The organism is Vitiosangium sp. GDMCC 1.1324, assembly GCF_003044305.1.
Taxonomy (GTDB): domain Bacteria; phylum Myxococcota; class Myxococcia; order Myxococcales; family Myxococcaceae; genus Archangium.
This window is the reverse complement of sequence record NZ_PZOX01000003.1, coordinates 59,481-80,666: the sequence shown is the minus strand read 5'-3', so window position 1 is coordinate 80,666 and position 21,186 is coordinate 59,481. Positions and strand designations below refer to the sequence as shown.

Annotated in this window: 16 protein-coding genes and 1 pseudogene; 13 read left to right on the top strand and 4 right to left on the bottom strand. The window is 70.0% G+C overall.

Annotation, left to right across the window (positions count from 1 at the left end):
• The first annotated feature begins 230 nt into the window (after nucleotides 1–230).
• The 3 genes from DAT35_RS08855 to DAT35_RS08845 all read left to right on the top strand — a co-directional run bounded on the left by DAT35_RS08855 (nucleotide 231) and on the right by DAT35_RS08845 (nucleotide 2,833).
• Entirely contained in the window at nucleotides 231–593 is a 363-nt protein-coding gene (locus tag DAT35_RS08855; RefSeq protein WP_146209643.1) for a hypothetical protein, read from the top strand.
• A 3-nt stretch (nucleotides 594–596) separates the two neighbouring features.
• Nucleotides 597–1,700, top strand: a complete 1,104-nt coding sequence (locus tag DAT35_RS08850; protein ID WP_108066504.1) for a patatin-like phospholipase family protein — start codon at nucleotides 597–599, stop codon at nucleotides 1,698–1,700.
• 128 nt (nucleotides 1,701–1,828) lie between these two features.
• Nucleotides 1,829–2,833 carry a patatin-like phospholipase family protein gene (locus DAT35_RS08845; protein WP_108066503.1) on the top strand — a complete coding sequence of 335 codons (1,005 nt, stop codon included), beginning with the start codon at nucleotides 1,829–1,831 and terminating at the stop codon, nucleotides 2,831–2,833.
• Nucleotides 2,834–2,943: 110 nt separating this feature from the next.
• On the opposite strand, the gene DAT35_RS08835 is transcribed toward DAT35_RS08845, so the two are convergent.
• Nucleotides 2,944–4,467 (bottom strand): NAD(P)/FAD-dependent oxidoreductase, encoded by a 1,524-nt coding sequence (locus tag DAT35_RS08835; RefSeq protein ID WP_108066502.1) that lies wholly within the window; start codon nucleotides 4,465–4,467, stop codon nucleotides 2,944–2,946.
• Between the two features lie 181 nt (nucleotides 4,468–4,648).
• Between DAT35_RS08835 and DAT35_RS08830 the strand changes: the two genes are divergently transcribed.
• Entirely contained in the window at nucleotides 4,649–5,845 is a 1,197-nt protein-coding gene (locus DAT35_RS08830; RefSeq protein WP_199242849.1) for a CdaR family transcriptional regulator, read from the top strand.
• A gap of 21 nt (nucleotides 5,846–5,866) precedes the next feature.
• Here the strand turns inward: DAT35_RS08830 and gcvA are convergent, their stop codons facing one another.
• Nucleotides 5,867–6,781 (bottom strand): transcriptional regulator GcvA, encoded by a 915-nt coding sequence (gene gcvA, locus DAT35_RS08825; RefSeq protein WP_108066500.1) that lies wholly within the window; start codon nucleotides 6,779–6,781, stop codon nucleotides 5,867–5,869.
• Nucleotides 6,782–6,979: 198 nt separating this feature from the next.
• Between gcvA and DAT35_RS08820 the strand changes: the two genes are divergently transcribed.
• The 6 genes from DAT35_RS08820 (at nucleotide 6,980) to DAT35_RS08795 (ending at nucleotide 10,283) form a co-directional block, all read left to right on the top strand.
• Nucleotides 6,980–7,261: a hypothetical protein gene (locus DAT35_RS08820; RefSeq protein WP_108066499.1), complete on the top strand. Its 282-nt coding sequence runs from the start codon at nucleotides 6,980–6,982 to the stop codon at nucleotides 7,259–7,261.
• Nucleotides 7,262–7,362: 101 nt separating this feature from the next.
• Nucleotides 7,363–8,322 (top strand): homocysteine S-methyltransferase family protein, encoded by a 960-nt coding sequence (locus tag DAT35_RS08815; RefSeq protein ID WP_233261373.1) that lies wholly within the window; start codon nucleotides 7,363–7,365, stop codon nucleotides 8,320–8,322.
• 280 nt (nucleotides 8,323–8,602) lie between these two features.
• Entirely contained in the window at nucleotides 8,603–8,728 is a 126-nt protein-coding gene (locus DAT35_RS61765) for a hypothetical protein (RefSeq protein WP_255415155.1), read from the top strand.
• Between the two features lie 105 nt (nucleotides 8,729–8,833).
• Nucleotides 8,834–9,070 (top strand): hypothetical protein, encoded by a 237-nt coding sequence (locus tag DAT35_RS08805; RefSeq protein ID WP_108066498.1) that lies wholly within the window; start codon nucleotides 8,834–8,836, stop codon nucleotides 9,068–9,070.
• 152 nt (nucleotides 9,071–9,222) lie between these two features.
• Nucleotides 9,223–9,942: a hypothetical protein gene (locus tag DAT35_RS08800; protein WP_146209642.1), complete on the top strand. Its 720-nt coding sequence runs from the start codon at nucleotides 9,223–9,225 to the stop codon at nucleotides 9,940–9,942.
• Between the two features lie 98 nt (nucleotides 9,943–10,040).
• A complete protein-coding gene (locus DAT35_RS08795) occupies nucleotides 10,041–10,283 on the top strand; it encodes a homocysteine S-methyltransferase family protein (RefSeq protein WP_233261372.1) in 243 nt (80 codons plus the stop codon).
• Between the two features lie 82 nt (nucleotides 10,284–10,365).
• Here the strand turns inward: DAT35_RS08795 and DAT35_RS60590 are convergent.
• Nucleotides 10,366–10,521: pseudogene (locus DAT35_RS60590) on the bottom strand (protease B); the annotation flags it as partial.
• A gap of 231 nt (nucleotides 10,522–10,752) precedes the next feature.
• On the opposite strand from DAT35_RS60590, the gene DAT35_RS08785 reads away from it, so the two are divergent.
• The 3 genes from DAT35_RS08785 to DAT35_RS08775 are packed head-to-tail and all read left to right on the top strand — an operon-like array spanning nucleotide 10,753 to nucleotide 12,439.
• The gene (locus DAT35_RS08785; protein WP_146209641.1) at nucleotides 10,753–11,241 is read left to right on the top strand and encodes a hypothetical protein; all 489 of its coding nucleotides are present in this window, start codon (nucleotides 10,753–10,755) and stop codon (nucleotides 11,239–11,241) included.
• A complete protein-coding gene (locus DAT35_RS08780) occupies nucleotides 11,238–12,038 on the top strand; it encodes an SAF domain-containing protein (RefSeq protein WP_108066495.1) in 801 nt (266 codons plus the stop codon). Before DAT35_RS08785 ends, DAT35_RS08780 begins: the two co-directional genes overlap by 4 nt.
• Nucleotides 12,038–12,439: an SAF domain-containing protein gene (locus tag DAT35_RS08775; protein ID WP_108066494.1), complete on the top strand. Its 402-nt coding sequence runs from the start codon at nucleotides 12,038–12,040 to the stop codon at nucleotides 12,437–12,439. Before DAT35_RS08780 ends, DAT35_RS08775 begins: the two co-directional genes overlap by 1 nt.
• Before the next feature lie 273 nt (nucleotides 12,440–12,712).
• Here DAT35_RS08775 and DAT35_RS08770 read toward each other — a convergent pair whose 3' ends face one another.
• Nucleotides 12,713–21,184 (bottom strand): type I polyketide synthase, encoded by an 8,472-nt coding sequence (locus tag DAT35_RS08770; protein ID WP_108066493.1) that lies wholly within the window; start codon nucleotides 21,182–21,184, stop codon nucleotides 12,713–12,715.
• Nucleotides 21,185–21,186 lie beyond the last annotated feature (2 nt).

The window sequence follows — 21,186 nt, the reverse complement described above, 5'->3', positions numbered from 1 at the left end:
GCTTTGTCGAGCACGAGACAGTGGGTGGGAATCTCGCGGGCTTCTACCTACTCGATTCAGTCTCCAGATGGCCGGAGGCTGGCGCTGGAGTGTCATCCTTTTGATGTTAGAGACCCGCGACTCTCATCAAATTGGCAGGAGGACGACCGAGCGGTAGCTGCGTTCGACGATCCGTGTAGATTGATGCACCGCCAGTCAGGGTTCACCTTCGTTTCTAGGGAGTTCTCATCATGGACTACAGAGACGCGACACAGGTGCAGACAGTTGCTCCGGCCAGTACCTCGGCAGTGGCCGAGGCGGCGCCCGTGGAGGGCTTAGGCAGGTACATGCGGATGATCGATACGTTGCGGTTGGGCGTTGCGCGGGCCAACCGCGAGCTGCTGCGTGCCGCCCTGGAGGTGGTGGATCAGGAGGTGTCGAGTGCCGAGGCGCGGCAGCATGGCTCGTTCGCGCCGCCCGCTCTGCGCTCCGTCGCGGCGGGCTCGCCGGCCAAGCCCGGACAGCAGGTTCGCTCGCCCACGGAGCGCTTCCGGGGCGTGCCACCCATCCGCGAGGAGCCCGCGGGCGAGCCGTCCGCCAAGGGAGACGAGTGAGCCATGGCCATCGGATCGAAACCGAGGAAGACGGCACGGCGCAAGACGGCCAACGGTAACGGCTCGACCCGGAATGAACACCCCGAGGCGGGTGCGATGGGCGTCCAGCATGGCAAGTACCGCATCATCAGTCTGGATGGCGGCGGCATCCGGACGCTGCTGAGCCTCGGCGTCCTGCAGCGCATCGAGAACGAGCGTCCCGGCTTCCTCGATGATGTGCAACTGCTGGCTGGTACGTCCGCGGGTGCCCTCAGTGCGCTCATCCTCGCGGCGGCGCGCAGCCCCTCCGAGGGCGTGGCGATCGCTCGCAACGTGTGGTTCTCCCCAGGGCTGTTCACCATCCCGCTCGGCAACCAGCTCGGAGCGCTCGTCGGCCAGAAGGCCCTGACTCCCAACGAGGCCATGGCCCGGGCGCTCACCGGCGTGCTCGGAGACAAGACGCTGGGCGATCTGCACCGCCACGTGGTCATCCCCGCCTTCCAGTTGGATGACCGCAATCCGGACGAGGATATGCGCGGCTGGCGCCCCCGTGTCTTCCACAACCTGCCGGGAGACACCTTCGTGCAGATGGGGGACTACCTGGTGGATCTGGCGATGCGCTCCAGTGCCATGCCCATCGTGTCCCCGGTGTATCAGGGCTACGCGGATGGCGGCCTGTTCGCCAACAACCCCACCCTGGCCGCCGTCGCCCAGGTGCTCTATTCCAAGGTGGCGAACATCCACGAAGTGCTCGTGCTGTCGCTGGGCACGGGGGACTCGGTGGACTACCTGGAGGGCTACAACGAGAGCTGGGGCTATGCGAAGTGGTTGCTGGACTCCAAGCAGCCCATGGCGTTCGTGGCCGCCAGCATCGAGGCCAACGTGGAGGCGATTGAATTCCAGACGCAGATGTTGCTGCCCAAGGGCAGCTCCCTGCGGGTGGATCCCGTCGTGCCCTTCAACCTGGGCGGTAGCGTGGATCAGCAGGTCGCCACCATGGATCGCATCGTCAAGCGCTTCGACCTGTCGAAGACGCTGGCGTGGGTGGATGCGTCGGGCTGGATGCCCCCCCGCCGCTCGCGCCGCGCGCAGGCGGCTTCCACCGAGGCGGCCGAAGCGTCGAGTTGAGCAGGCGCAGCAACCGCGCGGCCACCTGCTCGAGAGGGGGTGGCCGTTTCCATGCCCGGGTTGCACCTTGTTGAGCTGAAACGCTCTCCCAAGGACAGACACCTGTGTCCTTGGCGGCAAGGTGTTGGATGTCGTCCATCCCGAGCAAGTACCGCATCCTCAGCCTGGATGGCGGCGGCCTGCGGACGCTGGTGAGTCTTGGCATCCTGCGGCGCATCGAGCGGGAGCGCCCCGGCTTCCTCGACGAGGTGCAGCTGGTGGCCGGTACGTCCTCGGGCGCCCTCAGCGCGCTCATCCTTGCGGCGGCCTCCCGCTCCTCCGAGGGCCTGGATGCGGCCCTCCGTCTGTGGTTCGCCCCGGACCTGTTCACCCTCCCGCTCAGCAACACGCTCGGAGCGCTCGTGGGGCGCAAGGCCCTGACGCCCAACCAGGCCATGGCCCGGGCGCTCACTGGCGTGCTCGGAGACAAGACGCTGGGCGAGCTGCACCGTCACGTGGTCATCCCCGCCTTCCAACTGGACGATCACAACCCCAACGAGGCCTTGCGCACCTGGGGGCTCCGCGTGTTCCACAACCTGCCGGGCGCTTCCTCCGAGCAGATGGGGGAGCTCCTGGTGGACCTGGCGCTGCGCTCCAGCGCCATGCCCATCCTCTCCCCCGTCTACCAGGGCTACGTGGATGGCGGCCTGTTCGCCAACAACCCCACCCTGGCCGCCGTCGCCCAGGCGATCCATGCCGAGGTGACGACCCTGGACAACCTGCTCGTGCTGTCGCTCGGTACGGGGGACCCGGTGACGTACATGAAGGGCGACAACGAGAGTTGGGGCTATGCGAAGTGGCTCCTGAATCGCAAGAATCCCCTCGCGCTCGTGTCCGCCTTCATCAAGGCCAATCTGGAAGCGGTCGACTCCCAGACGCGGATGTTGTTGCCCAGGGGCAACTCCTGGCGGGTGAATCCGCCCGTGCCCTTCAATCTAGGCAGAAGCGTGGAGCAACAGGCCGCCGCCATCGACCGCATCACCGAGCGCATCGATTTGAAGGACGCGCTCGAGTGGGTGGACGAGTCGGGCTGGATGCCTCCCCGCCGCGCGCCGGAGGACCTCAGCGAGGAGGCCGGGACGCCGCCGCATTGAGCAGGGCTGCAGCTGCGCGGCCACCTGCTCGACGCGCCGGGCGAGCGCCAATGCGAGCGCGCGGCAAATACCGGAACCCGCCCCTGTGACCACGGCGACCTTTCCTCGAATCATGCCGCCTCCAGGGAGTCCGGCATGGACGCGGAGGCGGAGCGGATGTGGGAGGAGAACTTCAGGTGCGGGTCCTCCAATGAGGCCTTCCGCAGCAGCCGGACATCCGAGTGGTAGTCTATCGACATCAACCACGGAGCGCGGTCGCCCTGGCGCGGCAACGTGTCGACCGAGCGCTGCACGTACCCGGCGGCGAAGTCGAGCAAGGGCCGGGTGGGCATCGTCGGATCGTCCAGCTCGGGCTGGCAGATGGTGTAGCCCCGCTCGTCCATGTACCCGAGCAGCCGGCAGAAATGCTCGCACAACAGGCCAATCTTCAGCGTCCAGGACGAGTTGGTGTAGCCGACCGTGAACGCGAAGTTCGGCACGCCACTGAGCATCAAGCCCCGGAAGGCCACCTTGTCACGCAGGTTCACCGGCACCCCATCAATCGTCAGCGTCATGCCGCCGAGCGGCAGGAGATTCAGTCCGGTGGCGGTGATGATGAGGTCGGCCTCGAGCTCCCGGCCCGACTTCAGCTGGAGACCGCGCTCGGTGAAGGTCTCGATGCGGTCGGTGACCATGGACGCGCGGCCGTCGCGGATGGCCTTGAACAGGTCCTCGTCCGGGACCACGCACAGCCGCTGCTCCCACGGGTTGTAGGGCGGGTTGAAGTGCTCGTCGACGGGATAGCCCTTCGGAAGCAGCTTCACGTTGAGGGCGCGGATGAGCCGCCGGGCCAGGCGCGGATAGCGCTGGCACAAGCGCCAGATGGCTCGCTGTTTGGCGATGTTCGCCTGCCGCAGGAGCGCGTGCGCCCATGCCTTGGGTAGCACCTTGCGCAGGAGCCCGGCGAGCCTGTCCTCGGAGGGCACGGACAACACATAGGTGGGAGTGCGCTGCAGCAGCGTCACATGCGCCGCCTTCCCCGCCATCGCCGGCACGAGGGTCATGGCCGTGGCGCCGCTACCGATGACGACCACCCGCTGGCCGGTGTAGTCGAGGTCCTCGGGCCAGTGCTGAGGATGGACGAGCCTTCCCTGGAAGCGTTCGGTGCCCTCGAACCGGGGGGTGAATCCCTGGTCGTAGCGGTAGTAACCACTCGCGCAGAACAGCCACCGGCACGCGAGCCGCAGGCTCTCGCCTGTGTCGGTGCGCTCGACGTCGACGACCCAGCGCGCCTCCTCGCTGGACCAGGCCGCCCCGAGTACCTTGTGGTGGAGCCGGACCTTGCGGTCGATTCCATGCTCGGCTGCGGTCTCGCGCAGGTAGGCGAGGATGCTGTCCGCGTCGGCGATCACCTTGTCGCTCGTCCACGGTCTGAACGCGTACCCGAACGTGTACAGATCCGAATCGGAGCGGATGCCGGGATACCGGAAGAGATCCCAGGTGCCCCCGGTCGCACCCCGCGCCTCGAGGATGGCGTAGGACTTCTGGGGGTGTTCCCGCTGCAGATAGAAGGCCGCGCCAATTCCCGAAATGCCGGCGCCGATGATCAACACGTCGACCTGTTCGGGAGAGGCGGGGGTGGGCGGGGTACTCATGGGCGGCTCCGTGGAGAGAGGGGACTGGCACAAGGATGGAAAGAGACGCCCGTGGGGACAAGGTACAGACCGCACCAAAAGACGGTAGAAAAGGTGCACCATGCACCGCCGAACTGGCACGACTCCCCCCCAGCTCCCCCCCTCGGAGCGAGTGCTAGAGCTCATACGCCAGGGGGCCCGGATGGCCCTGAATGCGCCGCCACAGTGGCTCGAGGAACTCGACGAGGCGACATTGGCCCCGGAGAACATGAAGGCCATCGCCGAGGATCCCGTCCTCGCGGCGGCGATGCGCAGAACCAACCGGGAGAACATCCTCCACTGGGCGGCGGCGAACGTGCGGGACCCGGGAGCGCCTGTCGCGGCGAACCTCAGCGCGGAGGTGCTCCGCGTCGCCCGCGACCTCGTGCGCCGGGGCGTCAGTGAGGCCGCGCTCAATTCCTACCGCACCGGGCAGAACGCCGCCTGGCTGCGGTGGATGGTCATCGCCTTCGAGCTGACCTCCGACCCGGGCGAGCTGCGCGAGCTGCTCGACGTGTCGGCCCGCTCCATCGCCGCGTTCATCGACGCGACAATCACGGGCATCACCGTCCAGATGAACGCGGAGCGCGACGAGCTCACCCGTGGCACCCACGCCGAGCGCCGCGAGGTCGTCGCGCTCCTGCTCGATGGGGCGCCCCTCCCCCGCCAGGTCGCTGAACGACGCCTCGGGTACCGGCTCGACCAGGTGCACTGCGCCGCCGTCGTGTGGAGCGATGCGGCGCGGTTGGACTCCGGCGCGCTGGAAGGTGCGGTCGACGTCCTGGCCCGGGCCTGCGGTGCGCAGCGCCCGCTCACCGTCGTGGCCAGTGCCGCGACCCTGTGGGTGTGGCTGCCGGGGGGCGCCGAACCGGACCTCGAGCAGGTGCGCGCAGCGCTCCAGCGGATGCCGGGGGTCCGCATCGCCCTGGGCTCCACGGGCCGGGGCGTCGAGGGCTTTCGCCGCGGTCATCTCGATGCCCTCGACACCCAGCGGATGCTCGCGCGCCTGGGGGCGGAGGAGCGACTGGTCACCTTCGACCAGGTCCGGCTCGTGTTCCTCGTCACCCAGAACGCCGAGGGCGCGGAGCAGTTCGTTCAACACACCCTGGGGGCCCTGGAGACGGCCAGTCCGGAGCTGCGCGACACGCTCCTGACGTTCCTCGATGAGGGGTGCAACGCCGCCCGCACCGCGGTGCGCCTGCACACCCATCGCAACACGCTGCTGCGCCGGCTCGCCCGGGCGGAGCAGCTCCTCCCTCGGCCGCTCGCGCACAACCGCGTGCACGTCGCCGTCGCGCTCGAGGTGCTCCGCTGGCGCGAACGGGCCCCCCGAGCCACCCCGGCCTCCTCCCCCACCTGACACCAAGAAGCCTTCCAGCGCCTATCGCGCCGACGCCTCGCGAACGAGCCAATCACGAAAAGCAACCAGCTTGGAGAGCGTGGCACCTTCGGGTCGGTAGACCACGTAGTAGGCAAGCTTCGAAACGAACTCGACCTCAGGGAAGAGGCGCACCAGCCGGCCGGCTGCCAGATCGTCGCGCGCCATGATACTGCGGGCCAGTGCTACGCCCTGTCCGTCGATCGCCGCCTGCAGCACAGCGGCGGAATTGTTGATCCGCAGGCCTCGCCTCGTCTCGACATCCTTTGCGCCAGCCTTCTCCAGCCACGCATTCCAGGTGGCGAAATCAGAGTGGGCATCGACCGACAGATCATGAATGAGCCTCAGACCGGCCAGATCGGATGGTTTGCGCAGGCGGCGGTTCTGCCGCAGGAGCACAGGTGAGCAGACGGGATAGATCTCCTCGTCCATCAGCTTTTCGGCAGTCAGCCCAGGCCAGCTCCCAGCGCCGTAGCGCACACCGATGTCGATGCCGTGAGCGGCGAAGTCGAGCAGCTCAATCGAAGCATCAAGCCTCACATCCGTCTCCGGATAGGCAACCTGAAACCGCTCGAGACGCGGCAGTAGCCATTTGGCCGCGAAGGCCGGGCTGACCGTGACGGTCAGCACGCCGGTCGACAAACCCTCTTTCAGCCGCGCGACGCCCATGCTCAATCGATCGAATCCCTCGCGGATGTCCGGCAGCGCGCGCCGAGCCGCCTCGGTCAGAACGAGCCTCGTCCGCCCGCTCGAGCCTCGGTTGAACAGCGGGGTGCCGAGCCACTCCTCGAGGCTTCTCACGAGCTGTCCGACCGCCGCCGGGGTCACGTGGAGCTCGGCGGCTGCGGCGGAGAAACTCTGATGCCTGGCGCTCGCCTCGAAGGCGCGTAGCGCGTTCAGATGTTCAGGTGCTCTCATGGGCGGTGAAGATTTCCTTTGTCGCGAATACAGATCTTCTCGATTGCAGAGGCGCGCGCTCGGAGAAATACATTCACTCAGCAGCAGGCAGGATGGCGGTGGCGAGCCGTCATCCCCTTGCTTGCCATGGGGTCAAGGTCGCTCCGGCCGGATAGCTCTTCTATCACGGACCCCAGAAGCCCAAGAAGGAGGACATCGATGGTCTATCTGCAAATCACCCTGAAGATCACCCCCGTCAACCGGCCTGCAGCCGCAGGGGTCTACCAGCGATACAAGGCGCCCTTCCTCAACACGATCGCCGGCGCGAAGTCGAAGGAATTGCTCGTCCGCGACGAGGACGTGCAGGTGCTCCACGGATTCGACACGACCGAGCAGGCGAATGCCTACCTGAAGAGCGAGCTGTTCACCGCCGACGTCGTCGGCGCACTCAAGCCGCTACTCGACGCCGCCCCGGACGTCCGAATCTATCAGACCGCTTGAGCTTGCCCGTGTCGGGCCGCCGCCGGCTGCGGCGGCCCGTCCTTGCCGACCTCCGGCCATGGATTGAAACCATGCATGGTGTTGACGATGAAAGGTGAAGGATGATGGGAGCCATGGTACCGCCCGCGCCCTTCCTCCGTGCCCTGCACGAGGCGCCACTGCTGCTGACCGAGGGCTCGGTGGTCGAGCGCCTGAGGCGCCACCCCGAGGGACTGCTGGACCCTCACGTGGCCAATACGGCCCTCCTCTTCCGCCCGGCAGGCCGCGCGGCGCTCGCCGGCATCTACCGCGACTACCGCGACATCGGCCTGCGCCACGGCCTGCCCACCGTCCTCCTCACGCCCACCTGGCGCGCGAACTCGGAGCGGCTCGCGCGCGCGGGCCTCGCCGGCCGGGACGTCTTCGGCGAGGCGTTCCGGCTGCTCGCGGGCCTGCGCGAGGAGGTGGGCAGCCGGGGCGAGGGCGTTTTCATCGGAGGGCTCGTCGGGTGCCGCGGGGATGCCTATAGGCCCGAGGAGGCCCTCCCGTGCGAGGAGGCCGCGGCCTTCCATGCTCCCCATGTGGAGGCGCTCGCCCGTGCCGGGGTGGACTTCCTGGTGGCCCAGACGCTCCCGGCGCTCTCGGAGGCCGAGGGCGTGGCCCTGGCGATGTCGCGCACGGGCCTGCCGTTCCTGCTGAGCTTCGTCCTCCGTCCCACCGGGGCGCTGCTCGACGGTACCCCGCTCGGCGAGGCCGTGATGCGCATCGACGCGCTCGCCGGCGCTCGCCCGGCCGCGTACATGGTGAACTGCGTCCACCCTTCCGTCTTCCGCGAGGGAATGGCGCGCCAGCTGGCCGCCTGGCCCTTCCTCGGAGCGCGCGTGGTGGGCCTGCAAGCAAACACCTCCCGCCTCTCTCCCGAGGAGCTCGACGGGCGCGCGGAGCTCGACAGCGAGCCCCCGGCCGCCTTCGCGTGGGAGATGGCCCGCGTGCACGCGGAGCTCGGGACGCGCCTGCTCGGCGGCTGCTGTGGCACCGACGAGCGGCACATCGCCGCGCTGGCCGGGGAGCTGATGGCCTGAAGCCGACCGGGGGGAAATCTCGGCCCGGCCACCTGGAGCAACGAGGCGCGCAGGCCCGCATGACTTTGCGTCGGGTGGATGCGGGCAGGTTCGCCTCGTGGCGAGCGGCGCGCGGCTGGTGGATGAACGCTCCCTCAAGCGGGGGCGGAGCCGGGGCTGGGGGAGGAGAGCCCGGCCCTGGCTGCGACGGTGGAGTCAACGAAGGAGCGCACGCCGCGATTGGATTGGGCGGGAGTGCTGCGCCGGACGTTCGCGTCGGACGTCTTCGCCTGTATCGGCTGTGGATGAACGCGAAGCCCACGCGGTGGCGGCGCTGCCGGTACAGGGAGACGGGCGGGTGGGGGTGGTGACGCGCGCGGGGCTCGAGCGCTTCCTGCGAGGCGAACTGCTCAATCCCCTGGCCTAGCCCGCCTTCTCCCCGACGGAGATTCCGCGTTAACGGGAGGGGTGAAGCGAAGGCGTATGATGCGGGCGGCTCGTTGGAGAGGTTCCTCTTTCACAGGGAGGACACATGCGCTGGCGACAGGTGTTCGCGTTCACATGGCTGATGGTGGTGGGGACGGCGTGCCCGGAGGCATGGAGGGAGGGCGGCACCATCGACCGGGCGATGGAGAAGGACATCCAGGAGGAGTTGCACCGGCACAATTGCCCCCTGCGCAAGGAGGAGTGGGGGCGCAAGTGCGGCACTCCTGCGCTATGGGTGAAAAATGGGTGCCCGCACCAGTGTCAGTTCAGGGTCGCCGAATGATGCGCTGGAGCACGCCCCTGCTCGTCGTGCTGAGCCTCTTGCTGGTCCTGCCCCTGGCCTGGGCCCTCCATGTGGCTCTGTTCAGAGGATTGCGTCCGGCTCCCCCATCGAGGGTGGCTCCAGTGTTGTCGGCCGAGGAGCGCCGGAGCCTGATGACCTACGAGCGTCCCTGTGGGGGCGCCAAGGAGTGCCAGCCTCCACTGGGGTGCCTGGTCAATGCGCGGGTCATGGGGGCGTACTGCACGGACAGCAAGTGCATGACGGATCAGCAATGCTCGGAGGACATGGCCTGCCGCACGCTGCGAACGTTGGGAGACGGTCCCGCCATCCGTTACTGCACGATCGTGGGAGGGCAGAAGGAGGGCGACACCTGCTTCGAACTGCCTGTTTCTCGTGACACGGCATGTGAGCGGGAGCTCTTGTGCCAGGGTGACCGGTGTGGGCGGCGGTGCCGGATGGACGAGCCCGGAAGCTGTCCCGAGGGCTTCTTCTGCCAGGAGGGACTCAATGGCCCTTCCTGTGTGCCCACCTGCGAGGGCCGCGCGTGTCCCGAGGGGCAGGAATGTGTCCGGCTTGAGGAGGGCGTGTCCGTCTGCGCGCAGGTGCATGGCCAGAACTGCCAGCGCACTCCCTGTCCTGGCGGGCAGGAGTGTGTCATCGACAATCCCTACAACCACCCGCGCGAAGTCTGGGGTACGTGTCTCATCTACTGTGACGAGGCGAATCCCTCTTCCTGTCCCGAGGGGTTCGTCTGCCAGATAGGGGCTTGCCGCAAGTCCTGTGACCCGGCCGTGCCCAATGCCTGCGGCGCCCATTACAAGTGCTACCGCTACTCCGAGGAGTACGCCTGGACGTGTGACCCGGACACGTGAGTCCCGGGGGCGGCTCCGTGGTAAGGCCTCGCTGCGCCCCGTGGAGGCGGAGGAAAGCTGTCCGACCGCCGCCGGGGTCACGTGTCTTCCGCGAGGGAATGGCGCGCCAGCTGGCCGCCTGGCCCATCCTCGGAGCGCGCGTGGTGGGCCTGCAAGCAAACACCTCCCGCCTCTCGCCCGAGGAACTCGACGGGCGCGCGGAGCTCGACAGCGAGCCCCCGGCTGCCTTCGCGTGGGAGATGGCCCGCGTGCACGCGGAGCTCGGGACGCGCCTGCTCGGCGGCTGCTGTGGCACCGACGAGCGGCACATCGCCGCGCTGGCCGGGGAGCTGATGGCCTGAAGCCGACCGTCGGGGACATCTCGGCCCGGCCACCTGGACCAACCTCACAGGACGCACCTGAGGGCGTCATCGCGTCCAATCGCATCTCCCGCGACGCCTCGAGCGTCACGTGACCGTCGCGTCCGACGTAGACGTCCCCGTCGTGCAGCTGGATGTCGTTCTCCGGGAACCCGGCCTGGAGCAGATTGGAGAGGGTCTCCTCCTGCTCGGCATTCGGTCCCCTTTGGCAAGCGGCCATCAGTGGCTCAGCACCAGCACTCCGGGTTTCTGAACATTGATTGGCTTCTTTCGTTTGAGGGCCTGAACCAGCTCGGCAAGGGCAACCGGGAAGGGAAAAACAGGATTGAGGTACTGCCTTGGCCAGGGCAGGTAACGAGAGTGCGGATGGAAGCGTGGCGGAGAAGTTTCCACGCATGGTCAGGAGAAGCATTCTCAGTTATAAGTACCCCTCATGGTGACTTCGCAGAAAATGAAGGACCGCCTGGTCTTCGTCGCCGGGTTGAGCGCGGGCCTCATGGGGACGTTGGTGGTCGCTGGCATCGCTTCGTACAAGGTCGTCAAGTTCGAGGAGCAACGTCTTCAACACGGGTGGAGGCTGGTGCCGGTGGTGGTGGCTCCGCGAGCGCTCGCAGCTGGAACCCGGATGACGTTCGCCGAGATGGCACAGCGCCCGATGCCCGAGCAACTCGTCACCTCGTCCGTGGTGAAGCCCGACTCGGCCACCTATGTGGTGGACCAGGTGCTCACCGTGCCTCTCAGCGATGGAGATCGGCTCCACTGGACGTTCTTCTCGAGAACAAGGAATGGCCTGATGAGGGGGCCGGAGCCGTCGTCGCCGAGGGACCCCGATCTCTGGGAGGCGTGTGATGCGGCGCTCGCCGCCAGCTCCACCACGGCTAGGCGCGAGCGCACGCCCGCCGACATCCGCGCCCGGCTCGTGAGCGAGGTGCGCCCATGAAGCCAGAGATCCGCTCGTTCCTCGCCGGGATGGTGCTCTCGTCCGCGCTCATCGTCGTGTTCTGCTTCATCGTGGTCTCCCATCGGGTGTGGCGGATGCGCGAGCAGTGGGAACCCAAGCCCGTCGTGGCGCTCTCGGCGGACCTTCCCGTGGGGGAGCCCATCACCCTCGAGCTGCTCACCCAGCGCTCGCTCCCCGCGAGCTTTGTCACCGACTCGATGGTCCGGCCGGACGATGTCCACAAGCTGGTCGGCCGCCCCGCTCCCGTGTCGTTGCAAGCGGGAGATGTCCTGCTCTGGGGGATGTTCGCCGACCACACGACTCAGGATGCATGCTTCCAGGCGGTCGTCTCGAAGGTCAACGCCGCTGGGGATGCCGCGCGGGATGGCGTGCTCGCCCGCTTCGAGGAGCGGATGGGCACCCCCCTGCCAACGCCCGAGCCCGTGCCCGCGCTGACGGCGTATGCGTTGGGCGAGGTCTCGGTCGTGGTGCTCAAGAGCAAGGTCCCCAAGGGGACGGTGCTCGACAGGTCGATGCTCGATGTCGGCATGTGGCCCGACGCCCTGGCCACCGCCAGCTTCGTCCCCGCGGAACGGCTGGGCGACGTCATCGGCGCGCGGACGGTGGTCGAGCTCCAGCCGAAGGACGCCTTGATGTGGCAGATGCTCGATGATGCCGAGCAACCGCGGCGGGTGGCCAGCTGCGTGAGCGAGGCGAACGGCGCGATCGACGAGGCGCGAGCGCGCGCCACGCGCAAAGAAACCGCCGCGTTCGTGCGCGGCCAGGAGACCCAGTGATGCGACGCGTGTTCCTTCTCGCCGTGCTCCCCCTGCTGGCGCTGGCCTCGGCGTGCTCCCAGGCGAGTGCCGCCGAGCCCAACAAGAGCGAACGGGTGAGGATCCTGGTCGCCGCCCACGATCTGCCCGCCGGCTCGACGGTGACCTTGAATGACCTCGAGGAGCGCCTGGTCCACGAGAGCCTGGTGACCTCGTCGGTGGTCAAGCCCGACTCGGCCTCGTACCTCGTCAATCAGAAGCTGACGGTTCCTCTCCTCACCGGCGACCCGGTGCACTGGTCGTTCTTCGGGACCTCCTTCCACAAGGCCCTCGAGTCCTGTGCGAAGTTCGATGGCGAGGACACCTCGGCCGAGCAGCAGGTGGCCCGCGCCCGGCAGATTGTCCTCTCACACAGCCGCTAATCCAGTGCTCGATTACCCGCTATCGCCTTGATTCTCCTCGGGTTCGTCATCCCGCCCCGTCCCACGCCGTTCCCCCATGTGCTGCCTCCAACCCCGCTGGAGGGGCACACTGGGGACACCGCGGGTGCGCTGCGGTAAGACCTCGCTGCGCCCCGTGGAGGCGGAGGTTACATGGGATTGCCCACGGCAGGTGCGAGCCTGGCCTCGGCGCGAGGGCCGTCCCAGGCCGCGTGGTGCTGAGACGCTGGATGCCACGCCGCGCGCCGGAGGACCTCAGCGAGGTGGCCGGGACGCCGCCTCATTGAGCAGGGGCAGAAGCTGCGCGGCCACCTGCTCGACATGGGGTGTCCTCAGCAAGGACATGTGATCTCCCGGGGCCTCGCGGATCTCCACTCCGGCGGCGCTCAGCGCGCCCCAGCCCAGGTCCGGCGCGAAGCCGCGGGCATGGGCCTCCGTGCGCCAGAGCAGGATGCGCTGTTGGAGGCGTCCTGTGGGGCGATAGTCCATCATCGCCCGCTGATTGGCCCGGGCCAGCCGCACCATGGGCGCGATGCCCGGCTCGCGCAGCAGCAGCCGGGAGTCTCCCGGCATCACCCGCGACAGGGCGGCCTCGTCCCGGAGCTCGCGCAGCAGTCCGCCTCGCCGCATCCGCTCCCAACCTCGCGCCAGGGACTCGCGGACCCGGATGATGCCGTCGGGCTCGCGGGGTGCCTTGGCCATCAGATCGAAGTACTCGACCGCGTAGGGCGCGAGGCCCCGGGCCACCGAGCCGGAGAAGAAGCGCGCCGCGGCCCAGATGCCCGCGGCGGTGCGCTCGGCGGGCGCGGGGAAGTCCAGCAGCACCAGCAGCGCCACCTGCTCTCCCGCCGCCTCCAGTTGCCGGGCCACCTCGTACGCCGCCACGCAGCCGAAGGACCAGCCGCCCACGCGGTAGGGCCCGTGTGGCTGCAACTGCCGAATCTCCTGCACGTACAGCGCCGCGAGGGACTCCAGCCGCTCCACTGGCTCCTGTCCCTCCTCCAGGCCGGGCGGCTGCAAGGCATAGAAGGGGTGGGGCGCGAGGCACCGGGCCAGTGCGAAGTAGGGGAAGACGGTGCCCAGCAGTGGTGCCGCCCAGAAGAAGGGCGGGGCATCCCCGTCCGGTTGGAGCGGAACCAGGTGGTTCCAGTTGCGCGCGGGCGCCTTGCCCGCCGTCACTGGCGCTCCGGCTGGCACCGGGGAGGACGCGGGCTCCGGCGGGGCCGAGGTGTCTCCCACCAGGGTGCGCAGCGTGGGCCGGGCCAGGAACGCGGACAGCGGCAGCTCGATGCCCCATTCCTTGCGCAACCGGCCCATGAGCTGGATGGCGAGCAGCGAGTCGCCCCGCAGCTCGAAGAAGTCATCGTCCAGGCCCACCTCGGTGACGCCGAGCAGTTCACGCCAGACCGCGGCGATTCCTCGCTCGCGCTCGTTCCGGGGTGCGGCATGGGGCCGGGAGCGCTCGGAATCCATCGGCGTGCTCCGGGGCGCCGTGGGCAGCGTGGGCTCCCAGGTGGACACCCGCAGCCGCTCGATTTCCGCCATGCGCGCGCGCAGGTCCCGCGTGGACACCACCACCTGGGGCAGGCCCAGGGCGAGGCACCGTTCGAACGTCTCGCAGCCCTCGTCGGAGCGCAGACCCACGGCACTCGGGCCCGTCTGGAGACGGCCCGGCTGGGAGGCTCGCGAAGGGGCCTCGGCGCGCCGGGATGCGGCCAGCTCCATGGAGAGCACCACCTTGCCCAGGTGCTTGCCCGAGGCGACGAGTTGGAGCGCCTCGCCCGCGCGCTCCAGCGGATGGGCCGTGTAGGGCAGGGGCTCCAGCTCGCCCTGGTCGAGCCGTTGGAGCACCTCCTCCATCAACTCGCGGTAGCCCCGCATCGAGGGATCCACCTGGACCGCCAGAAAGTTCAGGCCGCGCGCGAAGGGCGTCAGCGGCAGCGTTCCCCCCGCGAGCATGTCTCGCACCCCCAGCTCGACGAACCGGCCCTGGCGCGCGAGCACGGACAGGCTCCGCGAGATGAACTCGCCGCCCAGGGAGTTGATGACCACGTCCACGCCCTCGCCCCGCGTGTGCGCGAGCACCTGCTCATCGAAGCCCGGCCCTCGCGAGTCCATGGCCAGCGTCACGCCCAAGGAGCGCAGGAAGTCGCGCTTGGGCTCACTGCCCGCGGTGGCGTACACGGTGGCGCCCCGCCGCAGCGCCAGCTTCACCGCCGCCAGCCCCACTCCCGTGGCCGCGGCGTGCACGAGGATGCGCTCGCCCGCGCGCAGCCGGCCCAGTGTCTCCACGGCGTACCAGGCGGTGAGCAGTGTGGCGGGCACCATGGCGGCCTGCTCGAAGCTCAGCCCTGCTGGTTTGGGAAAGACGTGCTCCTGGGGTACCCACACATGCGAGGAGAAGGCCCCCGCCGCGGCGGCCACCACCGCGTCCCCCACGCGCAGGCCCTTCACCCCAGGCCCCACCGCCGAGACGATGCCCGCGCACTCCACGCCGAGCGCCAGCGGGGCTCCCCCGGCCGTCATTCCCGGCAGTGCCCCCAGGGCGAGCAGCGCGTCCTTGAAGGTGAGTCCCGAGGCGATGACCCGCATCTCCACCTCGCCCTCCGCGGGCGCGCGTGGGGCCAGGGGCTCCAACCGCAACGAGCCCGGTTCTCCCGGACGCACCACGGCCGTGCGGCGCGGCGGCCCGCTCGTGACTCCCTCCACCCGCCGCAGCACGTACTCCTCCGCCGACAGCAACTCCCGTCCCGTCTCGTCCGCCACCCGCACCGCGTGGCGCACCACGCTCGCCCGGGCGTCGAGTGGCTCCAACCGCCGCAGGTGGCTGTACAACCGCCGGGGCAGGGGGCCGTGGAGCCGCAGACGCCCATAGGCCAGCGGCAACCACGCGCCCGCGAGCGGGGCGAAGCCCGTGGCCGCATCGAGCAGGGCCGGATGCAGCGGCACCTGGCGCAAGTCCCCCGCGTGTTCCTCCGGCAACTCCAGCAACGCCAGGCCCTCGTCGCCCTTCCAGGTGCGCCGCCAGCTCAACGTGGACCAGCGCGAGCCCAGGGAGGGTGCGCGCTCGCGTGCCTCGGCTTCGGATTCGTTCCCGGCCGCTTCCTGGAGGGGACCGAGGCGTGTCAACCATTCGCTCAGCGGCGCCAGGGGAGGCGCGTTCTCGCGCGGGAGCACTCGCACCTCGCCCGTGGCGTGGCTCCGCCAGCCCGCGGCCTTCGCGCCCCTCTCCCGGCTGCGAATCTCCAGGCCGTAACCCTCCGCCTGCTCGCGCAGGTGCAGCTGCACTTCCACCTCTCGCGCGTCGGGCACCGTGAGCGGGGCGTGGAACACCAGTTGCTCGAGCTCCAGGGACACCGGCCCGTGCTCGAGCTCCATCGCGGCGCGGACCAGCTCCAGGTAGGCCACGCCTGGAAGCGTGGCCACGCCCTCCAGGCGGTGCTCGTCCAGCCACCACGCGTCCCCGGCCCGCCAGCGCGCCGTGTACACGCCCGGAGCCGTGCGCCGCAGTCCCAGGGCTCCCGACTGTCCCGGCTCGAGCCCGAGCCCCCGGCGCATGGCCGCCCCCACCTCCAGCCAGCGATCCCAGTCGATGGACACCGTGCGGCGGCCCGGGAGGCCCCGCTTCGAGAGGGCATACGCGTCCAGGAAGGCGCTCGCGGCGGCGTAGTCCACCTGGCCCAGGGCCCCCAGCAGCGAGCTCAACGAGGAGCACAGCACCAGGAAGTCCAGGGGCTCGTCACGCAGCAGCGCGTCCAGTGTCAGCGTGCCCTCTACCTTGGAGGCCAACACCCGCGCGGCCGACTCGGGCGTCTTGAGCTGGATGAGCCCATCCTCCAACACCAGCGCGGCGTGGATGACTCCGTGGAGCGCACCGAAGCGGCGCTTCGTCTCGGCGAGCACCTCCGCCATGCGCCCGGCGTCCGTCACGTCCGCCACGAGCGGCACCACCTGACCTCCCGCGGCCTCGATGGCCTGGAGCCGGCGGAGGCGCTCCTGCATTGCCTCCCGGCCTTCCACGGGCCTCGCCTCGTCGCCGCCCTTCCGCTCGGCGATGAACAGGGCGCTGTCCCACCGCGAGCGCTGACGCGCATCCGCGGGCAACACCTCGCACAGCGGGAAACCGGCGTCCCGTAGCGCCCGCTCCCAGGCGTCCACCTCCAGCAGCGGCGAGCGCGTGCGCAGCGCGTCCTCGAAGCTCCACCACCCGTCCGCCAGGCCCCAGACCATGTCCACCCAGGGCTGCTGCCGCACCGTCTCCACGAGGCACAGGTGGCCTCCCGGCGCCAGCAGTTGCTCCAGGTGCGCCAGGGACTCCGGCACTCGCGGCGTGGCGTGCACCACGTTGAGGGCGATCACCACGTCATACGTGCCCGTGCGCGGATCCTGCTCCCGTGGCGGGCGCGCCAGGTCCAACACGGCGGTGTGCAGGAAGGTCAGGCCCTCGCGGCGGCCGCGCTCCTCCATGGCGCGCACGAAGGACGGACCCAGGTCCGTGAAGTGGTACTCCACCGGGTGCTTCTCGAGCAGCGGCCGCAGGGCCTCGAGCACCACGCTCGAGCCGCCGCCCACCTCCAGGATGCGCAGGGTCCGCCCCTGGATGCGCTCGGTGCAGCGCTCCAGGAACCGGCGCAGCAGCGCCACGCACTGACCCATGCTGCTCCACTCCACTCCCTCCTGCGAGGCGGGCTCCTCGGCTTCCCCGGTGGGATAGAGCACGCCGAGTGCGGGCAGGCTCCCGTTCAGCACCTGGGAGTAGTGGCGCACGCAGTGCTCGACCAGCTCCACCAGACTCGCGATCTCGGGGTACTGGGCCAGCAGTTGCTCGCGCAGTACTTCGGGCGCGGGCACATCGGCGGGCTCCACCCGGCCCTCCAGCTTCCCCGCGACCGCCTGGAGCAGCCCGCGCTCCTCGAGCGTGCCCAGCATGAAAGCGAACAGTCGTTCGAATCCGGGACGCAGGCCCAGTCGGCGCCGCACGGCCTCCACGGCCCGGGACTGGCCTCGTCCCAGGGACGCCTCCCGGGGAAACAGGAAGTGGTAGAGGTGGCTGGCGCAGAGCTCGCGCAATCCCTCCTCGAGTCCCTCGCGGTCCGCCAGGGCGCGCAGAGGCACCTCGCGCTCGATGTGGTGCGCGGCCTCGTGCAGTCCGCTCCGCTCCTCGGCCAGCCGCAGCCGCGTGGGCATGCCGAACCAGGCGTCCCAATGCTCGCGCGGAGGCGTGGGCGAGCGGCCCGTGAGCACCAGCCGCGCCGACACCCGGCGGGCCAGGTGCTCGGCCAGCGTGAGCCCTACGCCGCCCAGGCCTCCGGTGAGCAGATAGACGCCCTCCGGACGCAGCGGTACCTGCTCGGGCCCGGGCTCGGACGACCTCAGGGGCACGTACTCCCGCACCCAGCGGCCCGTGGCCCGGAGCGCCACGGCGCTCTCCGTTGCGCCGCCTTCCACCTCCGTCACCAACCGTCGGGACCATTCCCGGAGCGACGCGGCATCCCCCGCCGCGAGCCCCACGTCGATGCCTCGGCACCCGCACCCGGGCAGCTCCTGGGGAATCACGGATACGGGCCCCTGGATGAGGGACTTGAGCGGTTGGATCGGCTCGTCCTCCGTCACGGCATAGAGCTGATCCGCCACCACCGAGATGTCCACCACTGGCCGGGCCCCGTGCGCCCCCAATGCCTGCGCCAGGGCCAGCAGGGTATCGAAGCCCCGCTCCCGCGAGCGCTCCGCCTCACCGAGCATCCACAGGTGCACGATGCGCGCGGGCACCTCGCCGAGCGCTTCCAGGAGCCGCTCGAAGTCCCGGCGGTGTCCGGGGGGGACACGCCAGCGCGTGGACGACACCTGCTCGAAACGCTCCCCCGGCTCGGCGCGGAGCACGGAGTGTCCCCGGGCCTCGAGCACCGCCGTGAGCGCGTCGCCCACCGGGCCCGCCTCGGCCAGGAGCAACCACCGGCCCGCCCGTGCCCCTGTCCCCGTCGAGGGCAGGGAGGTGCGGCGCCATTCGGGCGCGTAGTACCAACCCGCGTTGGGAGGCGCCTCGGGCACGGCCGCGGGTGCCACGGAGGGAGCGTGCTCCACCTCCCGCTCCACCCAGTAGCGCTGACGTTCGAAGGGGTAGGTGGGTAGGGGCACCTGCTGGCGCGATTCGCCCCGGGACAGCGCCGCGGCGTCCACCTCCACGCCCTCCACCCACAGCCGTCCGAGCGCGCCCAACAGCCTTTCGCCCTCCGAGCCCGTCTCCTGCTTCGAGCCCAGCGTGGGCAGCACGGTGAGCGGCGTCCCACCCTGGCGCGACGCGAGCCGCCCGAGCGCGTTGCCCGGCCCCACCTCGAGCAGGAGCTGACCCTCGACCTCGGCCAGACGCGCCAGGCCCTCGGCGAAGCGCACCGGCTGCACCAGGTGCCGGCCCCAGTACTCCGGAGACGTGGCCTCCTCTTCGCGGATCCACGTGCCGGTGACGTTGGAGATGAAGGGCCGTTGGGGCGCTTGGAGCCGCACCCGCCGCAGTCGCTCCACGAAGGGCGCCACCGCGGGCTCCATCATCGGCGAGTGGAAGGCATGGGAGACGGCCAGCGCCGTGCACGCCACGCCCTGGGCCTCGAGACGGGCCTTCAGGTCGGCCAGCGGCTCGGACGGACCCGCCACCACGCACGCCCGGGCGCCGTTGTGCGCCGCGAGCACCCGCTCCGCGTTCAGGTGGGGCGCCAGCTCCTCCTTCGAGAGCGCCACGGCCAGCATGCTCCCGGGCCGCATGGCGCCCATGAGCCGGCCGCGCTCGGCCACCACCGCCAGCGCGTCCTCCAGCGAGAAGACGCCCGCGAGGCATGCCGCCACGTACTCGCCCAGACTGTGCCCGAGCATCGCCGAGGGCCGCACGCCCCAGGACTCCAGCAGCCGTGCCAGCGCGTACTCGACGGCGAAGAGCACCGGCTGGCACACCCGCGTCTCGCGCAGCAGGGCGTCCGCCGCCTCCCGCTCCTCGGGCGCGGGGCGCAGCAGGCGGCGGAGGTCCAACCCCAGCGCTCCCTCGAGCAGCGTCGCGCAGCGCTCCATCGGCTCGCGGAAGGCCGCCTCCGTTTCCAGCAGCGCCGCGCCCATGCCCGCGAACTGCGAGCCCTGGCCCGGCAGCAGGAAGGCCACCGTGCGCGGTTGGGAGACCTTCCCTCCGCGCGACGGCGCACCGGGCACACGTCCGTCCAGGAGCGCCACCGCCTCGCCCGGCGAGCACGCCACCACCGCCGTGCGGAAACTCATGGCGCGGCGGCCCACCCGCAGCGTGTGGGCCACGTCGGCCAGCGCCCCGCCGGAGTCCTCGCGCAGGTGCTCGGCCAGCCGGCCCTCCGCCGCCCGCAGGGCGCTCTCCGTGCGCGCGGACAGCAGCAGCAGTTGGTGCGGCCGGGCCGTTGGCGCGGACGCGGGACGGGCCGGGGCCTGCTCGAGCACCACGTGGACGTTGGTGCCACCGATGCCGAAGGAGCTCACGCCCGCGCGGCGTGGCCCGGAGTCCGGGGTCCAGGGGCGCGGGTGCGTGTTGACATAGAAGGGACTCCCCTCGAAGGGGATGCGCGGATTGGGAGCGCGGAAGTGCAGACACGGCGGCAGCGTCGCGTGCTCCACCGTGAGCACCGCCTTGATGAAGGCGGCGATGCCCGCGGCCGCGTCCAGGTGGCCGATGTTGGCCTTCACCGAGCCCAGCGCGCAGAAGCCCCGCCGCTGCGTCTGTCCCTGGAATGCGCGCGTGAGCGCCTGCACCTCGATGGGATCTCCCAGGGGCGTGGCCGTGCCATGCGCCTCCACGTAGCCGATGGAGTCCGCGGACACGTCCGCCACCGCCAGGGCCTCGGAGATGACTGCCGCCTGGCCCTCCACGCTCGGCGCCGTGTAGCCCACCTTGTGCGAGCCGTCGTTGTTCACCGCCGAGCCGCGGATGACGGCGTGGATGGTGTCTCCGTCCTCCAGCGCGTCCTCGAGCAGCTTGAGCACCACGATGCCCACGCCATTGCCCCGGTTGGTGCCCGCGGCCGCGGCGTCGAAGGGGCGGCAATACCCGTCGGGCGAGGCGATGCCTCCCTCCTGGTACAGGTAGCCCTCCGCCTGGGGCACGGAGATGGAGGCTCCGCCCGCGAGCGCCAGCGAGCACTCTCCATTGAGCAGGCTCTGGCACGCGAGGTGGATGGCCACGAGCGAGCTGGAGCACGCCGTCTGCACCGCCACGCTCGGCCCCTTGAGGTCCAGCTTGTAGGAGATGCGCGTGGGCAGGAAGTCCTTGTCGTTGGCGATGGCGAGCTGGAAGTCCCCCATCACCCGCCGCAGCCGCGCGTTGCCGAACAGGTGCGTCAGGTAATAGCCGTGCGTGCTCGCGCTGGTGAAGACGCCCACGCGCGCCCGGCTGCGCTCGGTGCTGTGGCCCGCCCGTTCCAGCGCCTCGTGCGCGCACTCCAGCAGGAGACGGTGCTGCGGATCGAGGATCTCCGCCTCCCGCGGCGAGAATCCGAAGAAGTCCGCGTCGAACCGGTCCACTCCGTCCAGCAGGGCGGCGCGCCGCACGTAGCTGGAATCTCTCAGGAGCGCCGGGTCCACGCCCGATTCGAGGAGCTGCTCGTCCGTGAGCCGGGTGAAGGTGTCCACCCCCTCGCGGATGATGCGCCAGTAGTCCTCCACGGTGGGCGCGCCCGGAAAGCGCCCCGCCATCCCGATGACCGCCACCGCCGCGTCGTTCGCCATGT